At 74.8% G+C, this 12,233-nt stretch carries 1 protein-coding gene and 1 pseudogene; both read left to right on the forward strand.

Annotated features, from left to right (window positions below; all coding sequences use genetic code 11):
* The first annotated feature begins 165 nt into the window (after positions 1-165).
* Positions 166-12,087, forward strand: coding sequence for an SDR family NAD(P)-dependent oxidoreductase (locus tag WN71_RS09195; RefSeq protein ID WP_420856477.1), 11,922 nt, complete (start codon positions 166-168; stop codon positions 12,085-12,087).
* Positions 12,088-12,121: 34 nt separating this feature from the next.
* Positions 12,122-12,172, forward strand: a pseudogene (locus WN71_RS43425) (polyketide synthase docking domain-containing protein); the annotation flags it as partial.
* Positions 12,173-12,233: the final 61 nt, after the last annotated feature.

A 12,233-nucleotide genomic window follows, 5' to 3' on the forward strand; every position in this document is an offset into this window, starting at 1 on the left:
CGCCGGTCTCGACAAGGCGCACCGTCTGCGCCCCGACCTGCACCACGCGTCACCGCCCGACACGCAAGCGCCTTGGAAATCCTCTTCATCGCGGGAGCTGTAAAGCTAATGACGAACAAGCCGAACACCTCTCCTGAGGCCGTCGTTGAGGCTCTGCGGGACTCCTTGAAGGAGATCGGCCGGCTGCGGCAGCACAACCAGCAGCTGGCCTCCGCCGCACACGAGCCGATCGCGATCGTCTCCATGGGCTGCCGCTTCCCCGGCGGGGCGAGCACTCCGGAAGATTTCTGGCGGCTGCTGGCCGAGGGCCGTGACGCCATCGGGGACATGCCCGCCGACCGCGGCTGGGACGTCGAGGCCCTCTACCACCCCGACCCCGACCACACCGGCACCAGCTATGTGCGGCAGGGCGGGTTCCTGCACGACGCGGGCGACTTCGACGCCGAGTTCTTCGGCATCAGCCCGCGCGAGGCGCTCGCGATGGACCCGCAGCAGCGGCTGCTGCTGGAGACCTCCTGGGAGGTGTTCGAGCGGGCCGGGATCGTGCCGGGCCGACGCCCGCTGAAGGCCGGGGTGTTCATCGGCAGCAACACCCAGGAGTACGCCTCCCTCGCCGGGGACAACCCGCCCGAGGGCCTGGAGGGGCATCTGGGCACCGGCAGCGCGGCGAGCATCGCCTCGGGCCGGATCTCGTACACCTTCGGCCTGGAGGGTCCGGCCGTCACGATCGACACGGCCTGCTCCTCGTCGCTCGTGGCGATCCACCTGGCCGCGCAGTCGCTGCGCAACGGCGAGTGCGAGCTTGCGCTGGCCGGCGGTGTGACACTGCTGCCGAACACGGCGCCGTTCGTGGAGCTCTCCCGGCAGGGCGCGCTGTCGCCGGACGGCCGGTGCAAGGCGTTCGCCGACGGCGCGGACGGCGCCGGGTGGGCCGAGGGCGTGGGCGTCCTGCTGCTGGAGAAGCTCTCCGACGCCCGCCGCAACGGGCACACCGTGCTCGCCGTGATCCGGGGTTCCGCGGTCAACCAGGACGGCGCGAGCAGCGGTCTGACCGCCCCCAACGGGCCCTCCCAGCAGCGGGTGATCCGGGCCGCGCTCGCCAACTCCCGGCTCAGCGCGGCCGATGTCGACGCCGTCGACGCGCACGGCACCGGCACCAAGCTCGGCGACCCGATCGAGGCGCAGGCCCTGCTCGCCACCTACGGCAAGGAGCACGACGCCGAACACCCGCTGTGGCTGGGGTCGGTGAAGTCCAACATCGGGCACACGCAGGCCGCCGCGGGCGTCGCCAGCGTGATGAAGATGGTGCTGGGCATGGCCCACGGGCAGTTGCCGCCCACCCTGCACGCCGAGCAGCCCTCGCCGTACGTGGACTGGTCGTCGGGGTCGGTCCGGCTGGCGACCGGCGCGGTGGAGTGGCCGCGCGGCGAGCGTGTGCGCCGAGCGGGCGTGTCGTCCTTCGGGATCTCCGGCACCAACGCCCACGTGATCGTCGAGGAGGCGCCTCTGCCGGAGGGGGAGCCGCGGCAGCCGGAGTCGCCCGAGCATTCGGAGGGTTCGGAGCGTTCGGAGGGTGCGGAGACCGTCGTACCGCTGGTGGTGTCGGCGAAGTCCGAGGCCGCGCTGCACGCCCAGGCCGACGCGCTGGCCTCGTTCCTGGCCGAGCGGCCCGAACTGCCGCTCGCCGACGCCGGGTTCGCGCTGGCCACGGCCCGCACCCACTTCGCCCACCGCGCCGCGGTCCTCGGCACCCGCCGGGAGGAGCTGGTGCAGGGGCTGCGGTCGCTGGCGCGCGACGAGCCGCGGCCGGAGGTGGTGCGGGCGACGACGGCCCCGGCCGGCGGTGTGGTGTTCGTGTTCCCCGGGCAGGGCTCGCAGTGGCCCGCCATGGCCACCCGGCTCCTCCAGGAGTCCCCGGTCTTCGCGGCCTCCGTCGACGAGATCACCGCCGTGCTCGATCCACTCCTGGACTGGTCGGTGCGGGATGTGCTCGAACAGCGCGACGGGGCGCCGTCGTTGGAGCGGATCGATGTCGTGCAGCCCGTGCTGTTCACCGTCATGCTCTCCCTCGCCGCCCTGTGGAAGGCACACGGCGTCACCCCCGACGCGGTCGTCGGTCACTCCCAGGGAGAGGTCTGCGCCGCCGTCCTGGCCGGAGCACTGAGCCTGGAGGACGGCGCCCGGATCATCGTCGAACGCTCCCGCGCCTGGGCCACCCTCTCCGGACGCGGCGCCATGGCCTCGCTGTCCCTGCCCGCCGACCAGGCCGCCACCCTCATCGACGGCTGGCCCGCACGACTCGGCATCGCCGCCGTCAACGGACCCTCCACAGTGACCGTTTCCGGCGACCCGGAAGCCATCGCCGAGATCCTCGCGACCGCCGAGGCCGACGGCATCCGCTGCCGGCAGATCCCCGGCGTCGACACCGCCGGGCACTCGCCCCAGGTCGACCAGCTGCGCGCACGTCTCCTGACCGTGCTCGACGGTGTGGCCGCCCGCGACGGCGGTGAGGGGGTCACCTTCTACTCGACCGTGACGGGCGGGGCGCTGCCCGGACGCGAACTGGACGCCGGATACTGGTACCGCAACGTCCGCGAGACCGTCGACTTCCGCGGCACCGTCGAGGCCCTGCTCGCCGACGGATTCCGCACGTTCGTCGAACTCGGCCCGCACCCGGTGCTCGCGGGTGCCCTCCAGGAGACCGCGGAGGCGGCCGGTTCGGCGGAGGTGGCCGTGCTCGGCTCGCTCCGCCGCGACCAGGGCGGCCGGGACCGCTTCGTGCAGTCCCTGGCCGAGGCCCACACCCGTGGCGTCGTACTCGACTGGGCGTCCGTGTTCCCTGGGCGCACCGGCGCCGACGTGGAACTTCCCACCTACGCGTTCCAGCGGCGCCGCTTCTGGCTGGAGGGCGGGAACGCGGGCGGCGCCGACGTCGCGGCGGCGGGCCTGGACGCGGCCGGCCACCCGCTGCTCGGCGCGGTCGTGGCGCTCGCCGACAACGACGGGCTGGTGCTGACCGGGCGGCTGTCGCTCGCGGCCTTCCCGTGGCTGGCCGACCACGCCATCGACGAGGCCGTCCTGCTGCCCGGCACGGCCTTCGTGGAGCTGGCCACCCGCGCCGGTGACGCGGCGGGGTGCTCCGGCATCGAGGAACTCGCCCTGGAACAGCCGCTGGTGCTGCCCGCGCGGGGCGCCGTACGTCTGCAACTGACGGTGGCCGGTCCGGACGGCTCGGGCGCGCGCGCCTTCGGGGTGTACGCGCGCGGCGACGACGCCGACTCCGACGCCCCTTGGACCCGGCACGCCACCGGCACCCTGCTGCCGCAGGCCGCGGCGCCCGCGCCGAGCGGCACCCTCACGGTGTGGCCGCCCGAGGGCGCCGAACCGGTCGACATCGGCGGGCTGTACGGGCGGATCGCGGCGACCGGCATCCACTACGGGCCCGTGTTCCAGGGGCTGCGCGCCGCCTGGCGGCGCGGGACGGACGTGTTCGCCGAGGTGCGCCTGCCCGAGGAACAGCACGCGGAGGCCGCGCGGCACACCCTGCACCCGGCGCTGCTGGACGCCGCCCTGCACGCGGTGGGCCTGGGCACCCTGACCGACACCGGGGACGGCCTGGTGCCGTTCCTGTGGAGCGGGGTCACCCTGCATGCGGCGGGCGCGCCCGCGCTGCGCGTACGGCTGTCTCCGGCCGGCGAGGGTGTCGCCCTGGAGGTGGCCGACGCGGCCGGAAGCCCGGTCGCCACGGTCGGGTCCCTGGTGCTGCGGCCCGTGCCGCGCGAGCAGCTGCGGGCGGCCGTCGACCCGACCGCCGACGCTCTGTTCCGGATCGCCTGGACGCCCCTCGCGGAAGGAACGGCAGCGGGCGCCGAAGCGGCTGCCGTGATGGGTGCCGAGGCAGGTGCCGTGATGGGTGCCGAAGCGGGTGACGTGCTGGGTGCCGAAGCGGGTGCCGTGATGGGTGCCGACCGGTTCGGCACCGGGTTGCCCTCGCTCGACGACGTGACCGAACAGGCCCCGCAGGTGGTGCTGTTCGCACCCGGGTCCGCTGCCGCCGAGGACGCGGTCGAGCTGGCCGACGCCGTCCGGACGGTCACCGTCGACACGCTGGGCGTGCTCCAGCGGTGGCTGTCCGAGCAGCGCTACGCCGACAGCCGCCTGGTGGTGCTCACGCGGGGTGCCGTCGCCGTGGACGGCGAGGACGTGGACGATCTGGCGCTCGCCGCGGTGTGGGGTCTGGTCCGCTCGGCGCAGTCGGAGAACCCCGACCGGTTCGTGCTGCTCGACCTCGACCCGGCGAGCGACGGCCCGCCGAACGCGGAACTGCTGGCCGCGGCGCTCGCGAGCGCTGAGCCACAACTCGCCGCGCGGGGTGAGCGGTTGCTCGCCCCGCGGCTGGCCCGCCCGACCCCACCGCAGCAGACGGCGCCCGACCAGGTGCTGGACCCCGACGGCACGGTGCTGGTCACCGGCGCCGGGACACTGGGCGGGCTGCTCGCCCGGCATCTGGTGACCACGCACGGCGTACGCCGCCTGGTGCTGGCCAGCCGCCGCGGCGCGGACGCGCCCGGCGCGAGCGAACTGATCGCCGAACTGGCGGAACTGGGGGCCGAGGCGGTCTTCGCCGCCTGTGACGTCGCCGACCGCGGGGCCCTCGCCGCGCTGCTGGCGGGGATCGACCCCGCGCACCCGCTGACCGCGGTGGTGCACACCGCGGGCGCCCTGGACGACGGGGTGATCACCTCGCTCACCCCCGGCCATATGGAGCGGGTACTGCGCCCGAAGGCCGACGCGGCGGTCCACCTCCACGAACTGACCCGCGACCTCGGCCTCTCCGCGTTCGTGCTGTTCTCCTCCTCGGCCTCCACCTTCGGCGGTCCCGGACAGGGCAACTACGCCGCCGCCAACGCCTTCCTCGACGCCCTCGCCGCGCACCGGCGCGCGCACGGCCTGCCCGCCCAGTCGCTCGCGTGGGGCTTCTGGGAGCAACGCTCCGACATGTCGGGGCACTTGGATGCCGCGGACGTGGCACGCATGGCCCGCTCGGGAGCGGGTGCGCTCACCGCCGCGCAGGGCCTGGCCCTGTTCGACGCCTGCCTCGCGCTGGACGAGGCGCTGCTGGTGCCGAGCCCGGTCGACCCCGCCTCGCTGCGGGCCCGGCCCGAGCAGGTGCACTCCCTGCTGCGCGGCCTGGTCCGCCCGGCCCCGGTGCGCCGCGCGGCGGCCGGCGGTACGGGCGCACAGGACGGCGGTTCGGAGCTGGTACGGCGCCTCGCGTCGCTCGCCGAGCCCGAGCGCCGCGCCACCCTCACCGACCTGGTGCGCGCGCACGCCGCGACCGTGCTCGGCTACGAGGACCCCGCGCCGATCGGCGCCAAGCGGTCCTTCAAGGAGCTGGGCTTCGAGTCGCTGACGGCGGTGGAGTTCCGCAACCGGCTCGCCGCCGCCACCGGGCTGCGGCTGCCCGCCACCCTGGTCTTCGACTACCCCACCCCGGCCGTGCTCGCGGGGCACCTCGGCGAGCAGCTGCTCGGCGGATGTGCCGTGCCCGCCCCGGCCGCCGTCGCCCGCCCGTCCGGGCCGGCCGAGGACGACCCGGTCGTCATCGTGTCCATGAGCTGCCGCCTGCCCGGTGGGGTGCGCGACCCGGAGGGGCTGTGGCGGCTGGTCGCCGAGGAGCGCGACGCGCTGTCGGTGTTCCCCGAGGACCGCGGCTGGGACCTGGGCGCCCTGTTCGGCGCCGACGGACAGGGCACGAGCTACGCCCGCGAGGGCGGATTCCTGTACGACGCCGCCGACTTCGACGCCGAGTTCTTCGGGATCAGCCCGCGCGAGGCCCTCGCCATGGACCCGCAGCAGCGCCTGCTGCTGGAGACGGCGTGGGAGGCGTTCGAGCGGGCCGGCATCGATCCCGAGACCGTCCGTGGCAGCCGTACCGGCGTGTTCGTCGGTTCGATGTACCAGGACTATCTGCTGCGGCTGCACTCGGTGCCCGAGGAGGCCGAGGGCTACGTCGGCACCGGCAGCGCCAGCAGCGTGGTGACCGGCCGGATCTCCTACACCTTCGGCCTGGAGGGCCCGGCCGTCACCATCGACACGGCCTGCTCCTCCTCCCTGGTCGCCCTGCACCTCGCCGCGCAGGCCCTGCGGTCGGGCGAGTGCGAGATGGCGCTGGCCGGCGGGGTCGCGGTGATGTCCACGGCCGATCTGTTCGCCGAGTACAGCAAGCAGCAGGCGCTGTCCCCGGACAACCGGTGCAAGGCGTTCGCCGACGGCGCGGACGGCACCGCGTTCGCCGAGGGCGTCGGCCTGCTGCTGCTGGAGCGGCTCTCCGACGCCCGGCGCAACGGCCACACCGTGCTCGCGGTCGTGCGGGGCTCGGCGGTCAACCAGGACGGCGCCAGCAACGGGCTGACCGCCCCCAACGGGCCCTCCCAGCAGCGCGTGATCCGGGCCGCGCTGGACGCCGCCGGGCTGGGCACCGCCGACGTCGACACCGTCGAGGCGCACGGCACCGGCACCAAGCTCGGCGACCCGATCGAGGCACAGGCCTTGCTCGCCACCTACGGGCAGGACTCCAGTCGCGAACACCCGCTGTGGCTCGGGTCGTTGAAGTCGAACATCGGGCACGCGCAGTCCGCGGCGGGTGTCGCGGGCGTGATCAAGATGGTGCAGGCGCTGCGCCACCGCGTGCTGCCGAGGACGCTGCACGTGGACGCGCCGACCACGCAGGTCGACTGGTCCGAGGGCGCGGTGGAGCTGCTCACCGAGGCCCGGCCGTGGCCCGAGACGGGCCGGGCCGCGCGCGCGGCGGTGTCGTCCTTCGGGATCTCCGGCACCAACGCGCACGTGATCCTCGAACAGGCCCCCGCGGAGGAGACGTCGGCCCCCGAGCCGACCGACGCACCGAACGCGGACGTCTCCGCCGCCCCGGCCGGTGTCGTCCCGCTGGCGCTCTCGGCGAAGTCCGAGGCCGGGCTGCGCGCCCAGGCCGACGCGCTGGCCTCGTTCCTGGCCGAGCGGCCCGGACTCCCCCTCACCGACATCGCGTTCGCGCTGGCCACGACCCGCACCCCGTTCGAGCACCGCGCGGTGGTCGTCGGCGAGGACCGCGGTGAACTGACCGAGGCACTGCGCGCGTTGGCGCACGAGCAGGAGTCCCTCGCCGTGGTGAGCGGCCGGCCCGCCGCCGAGGGCGGTGTGGTGTTCGTCTTCCCCGGGCAGGGCTCGCAGTGGCCCGCCATGGCCACCCGGCTCCTCCAGGAGTCCCCGGTCTTCGCGGCCTCCGTCGACGAGATCACCGCCGTACTCGATCCACTCCTGGACTGGTCGGTGCGGGACGTGCTCGAACAGCGCGACGGGGCGCCGTCGTTGGAGCGGATCGACGTCGTGCAGCCCGTGCTGTTCACCGTCATGCTCTCCCTCGCCGCCCTGTGGAAGACACACGGCGTCACCCCCGACGCCGTCGTCGGCCACTCCCAGGGAGAGGTCTGCGCCGCCGTCCTGGCCGGAGCACTGAGCCTCGAGGACGGCGCCCGCATCATCGTCGAACGCTCCCGCGCCTGGGCCACCCTGTCCGGGCGCGGCGCCATGGCCTCCCTGTCCCTGCCCGCCGACCAGGCCGCCACCCTCATCGAGGGCTGGCCCGGACGACTCGGCATCGCCGCCGTCAACGGACCCTCCACAGTGACCGTTTCCGGCGACCCGGAAGCCATCGCCGAGATCCTCGCCCACTGCGACGCGGCCGGGATCCGGTCGCGGCAGATCCCCGGCGTCGACACCGCCGGGCACTCCCCCCAGGTCGACCAGTTGCGCGAGCGCCTGCTCGCCGCGCTGGACACGGTGTCGGCCGGCGACGGTCACGCCGGGGTGGCCTTCTACTCCACCGTGACCGGCGGCGCACTGCCCGGAAGCCAGCTGGATGCCGGGTACTGGTACCGCAACGTCCGCGAGACCGTCGACTTCCGCGGCACCGTCGAGGCCCTGCTCGCCGACGGATTCCGCACGTTCGTCGAACTCAGCCCGCACCCGGTGCTGGGCAACTCGGTGCAGGAGAACGCCGAGGCGACGGGGACGGCGGAGGTGGCCGTGCTCGGCTCGCTCCGCCGCGACCAGGGCGGCCGGGACCGCTTCGTGCGCTCCCTGGCCGAGGCCCACACCCGTGGTGTCGTACTCGACTGGACGGCACTGCTGCCCGAACGCTCGGGTCGGACGGTGGAGTTGCCCACCTACGCGTTCCAGCGCCGCCGCTTCTGGCTGGACGGCGCGGGCGCCGGGGCCGGCGATGTGACCTCCGCCGGTCTCCAGCCGGGCGGGCACCCGCTGCTGGGCGCGGTCCTGACGCTGCCCGACGGCGAGGGTCTGCTCGCCACCGGACGGCTGTCGGTGGCGAGCCTGCCCTGGCTGGCGGACCACGCCATCGACGGCACGGCGCTGCTGCCGGGTACCGGCTTCGTGGAACTGGCCACCCGTGCCGGTGACTTGGCCGGCTGCACCGGCATCGAGGAACTCACCCTGGAGATGCCGCTGGTGCTGCCCGCCCAGAGCGCCGTCAGCATTCAGGTCGCCCTCACCGGTGAGAGCGCCGACGGCAGTCGCGGCTTCACCGTGCACTCCCGGCCCGAGCAGGCCACCCCCGACACCCCGTGGACCCGGCACGCCACCGGCACCCTGACCGCCGCCCCGGCCCCGGCCACCGACGACGGACTGACGCTGTGGCCGCCGCGGGACGCCGAGAGCGTCGACGTCTCCGGGCTGTACGACCGTTTCGCCGCCGGCGGCATCCACTACGGGCCCGCGTTCACCGGCCTGCACGCCGCCTGGCGGCGCGGCGACGAGGTGTTCGCCGAGGTCCGCCTGCCCGAGGAACACCACTCCCAGGCCGCCGCCTACGCCCTGCACCCCGCGCTGCTGGACGCCGCCCTGCACACCCTGGGCATCGCGCCGCTGGTGCCGGGTGCCGGGGAGGGCAGGAACCTGCTGCCGTTCACGTGGAGCGGCGTCACCGTGCACGCGGCCGCCGCGACCGCGCTGCGCGTACGGCTGGCCCCGGACGGGGCGGGCGGGGTGCGGGTCGCGGTCGCCGACCCGACCGGGGCGCCCGTCGCGAGCGTGGAGTCGCTGGTGCTGCGCCCGGCCTCGGCCCAGCTGCTGGAGGCGGGCCGCGGCGCCGCGCAGGAGGCGCTGTTCCGCATCGACTGGAGCGATGTCCCCCTCCCCCAGGACGCGGCCGACGCCGAGGGATGGGCGGTGCTGGGCACCGACACGCTCGGCCTCACCGAGGCGATTCCCGAGCTCGAGGTGCACACCGATCTCGACGCGCTGCGCGAGAGCGTGGCAGCCGGCCGTGTGCCGGAGGCGGTGCTGGTGCCCGTCACCGCGCCCACCGGTCCAAACGGCGACACGCCCGAGGGGACGCTGCCGGACGTGCCGGGCGCGGTCCGTGAGGTGACCTGCCGGGTGCTGGCGCTGTTGCAGCGGTGGCTGGCCGACCCCGCGCTGGACGCGGTGCGGCTGGTGATCGTCACCCGTGGCGCGGTCGCCGTGCGCGACGGGGAGGAGGTGCCCGACGCGGTGTGCGCCCCGGTGTGGGGACTGGTCCGCTCGGCGCAGTCGGAGAACCCCGACCGCATCACCCTCGTCGACGTCGACGCCGCCGCTCCGGCCGACCTGCCCCGGGCGCTGGCCACCGGGGAGCCGCAACTGGCCCTGCGCGGCGGCCAGGCGCGCGCCTTCCGGCTCGCCCGCGCCACCACCGGCACCGCCCTCGACGTGCCCGCCGGGGCCGCCCACTGGCGGCTGGAGTCCACCGCCGAGGGCACCCTCGACACGCTCGGCCTGGTGGAGCGCGTCGAACCGGCCACCGACGAGCTGGCCCCGCACGAGGTGCGCATCTCCATGCGGGCCGCCGGCCTGAACTTCCGCGACGCGCTGATCGCGCTGGGCATGTACCCGGGCAGCGGCGCGATCGTCGGCAGCGAGGGCGCGGGCGTCGTGCTGGAGACCGGCAGCGAGGTGACCGGACTCGCGCCCGGCGACAAGGTGATGGGCCTGTTCCCCGGCGCCATCGGCACCGAGGCCGTCTCCGACTTCCGCACCGTGGTGCGGATGCCGCGGGGTTGGACGTTCGCGCAGGCCGCGACCGTGCCGGTGGTGTTCCTCACCGCCTACTACGGCCTGGTGGACCTGGCCGGGCTGCGGCGCGGCGAGAAGGTGCTCGTCCATGCCGCGGCCGGTGGTGTCGGCATGGCGGCCACCCAGATCGCCCGCCACCTGGGCGCCGAGGTGTACGGCACGGCGAGCGTCGGCAAGTGGCCGGTGCTGCGCGCGCTCGGCTTCGACGACGCCCACCTCGCGTCCTCGCGTGACACCGGTTACGAGGCGAAGTTCGCGCAGGCGACGGGCGGCGAGGGCGTGGACGTCGTACTGAACTCCCTGGCCCGGGAGTTCGTCGACGCGTCGCTGCGGCTGCTGCCGCGCGGCGGCCGCTTCGTGGAGATGGGCAAGACGGACGTCCGTGACGCCGCCGAGGTCGCCGACGCCTTCCCCGGGGTCGCCTACCGCGCCTACGACCTCGTCGAGGCCGGGCCCGAACGGATCCAGCAGATGCTGCACGAGGTGCTGGACCTGTTCGAGCGCGGGGTGCTGTCCCCGCTGCCGCTGCGGGCGTTCGACGTACGGCACGCGAAGGACGCCTTCCGCTACCTCAGCCAGGCCCGGCACATCGGCAAGATGGTCCTCACCCTGCCGCGCCATGTGGACCCCGACGGCACGGTTCTGGTCACCGGCGGCACCGGCACCCTCGGTGCCCTGGTCGCCCGTCAACTGGCGGGCGTGCACGGGGTACGGCGGCTGCTGCTGACCAGCCGCCGCGGCCCCGATGCTCCGGGGGCGGCCGAACTCGTCGCCGAACTGGCCGGGTTGGGCGCGGAGGCCACGGTCGCCGCGTGCGACGTCACCGACCGCGAGGCGGTGGCCGCGCTGCTCGCCTCCATCGACCCCGCGCATCCGCTGACCGCGATCGTGCACTCGGCCGGCGATGTCGACGACGGCGTGATCGCCGCCCTCGACCCGGCGCGCGTGGACCGCGTGATGCGGCCCAAGGTCGACGCCGCCCTCCACCTGCACGAGCTGACACGCGATCAGGATCTCGACGCGTTCGTGCTGTTCTCCTCGTCCGCGGCCACCTTCGGCGGTCCCGGACAGGGCAACTACGCGGCCGCCAACGCCTTCCTGGACGCGCTCGCGCAGCGCCGCCGCACCGCCGGGCTGACCGGTACGTCACTGGCGTGGGGGTTCTGGGCCGAGCGCAGCGAACTGACCAGCGCCCTCGACGAGGCCGACCTCGCCCGCCTCACCCGCGGCGGGATGGCCCCGCTGTCCACCGCCGACGGCCTGGCCCTGTTCGACGCGGGCCGCGGCCACGCCGACGCGGTCCTGGTCCCCGCCCGGCTGGACACCGGCCGCCTGGCCGGCCCCTCCGGAACCGTGCCGCCGTTCCTCAGCAACCTGGTGCGCACCCCCGGCGGCCGGGCGAGGGCGGGAGCGGCGACACCGCAGCAGGGCTCCGCCACACTGGCCGAACGGCTCGCGGCGCTCGGTTCCACCGACCGCGACGCGGTCCTCGTCGACCTCGTCCGCACCCACGCCGCGACCGTCCTCGGCCACGCCACCGCGGACGCCGTCCAGCCCGAACGCGCCTTCAAGGAACTGGGCTTCGACTCCCTGACCGCCGTCGAACTGCGCAACCGGCTCATGGCCGCCGCCGGGGTACGGCTGCCCGCCACCCTCGTCTTCGACTACCCCACCCCGCAGACCCTCGCCACGCACCTGCGCGAGCAGCTGCTGCCCGACGAGCCGGAGGCCTCCGCCGTCAACTCCCTGCTGGCCGACCTGGACCAGCTGGAGGCGGCGCTGGCCGCCGTCCCCGCCGACGACGGCGACCGCACCACCGTCACCCAGCGGCTCCAGGCGCTGCTGGCCGCCTGGCACGGGCCCGCCGACGGCGCGGCCGGCGACGGCGACGACCTCGACGCGGCCACCGACGACGAGCTGTTCGACCTCATCGACGGCCGGCTCGAAGGCTGACCCCCAGCCCGAAGGGCCTAGAGAGAGAACCGGGATGACGACCAACGAAGACAAGCTCCGCGAATACCTCAAGCGGGCCATCACCGATGCCCGCCAGGCCCACCGCAGGCTCCGCGAGGTCGAACACCAGCGCCACGAGCCCATCG

Origin of the sequence: Streptomyces mangrovisoli (genome assembly GCF_000974985.2) — a bacterium.
GTDB classification, from domain to species: Bacteria; Actinomycetota; Actinomycetes; order Streptomycetales; family Streptomycetaceae; genus Streptomyces; species Streptomyces mangrovisoli.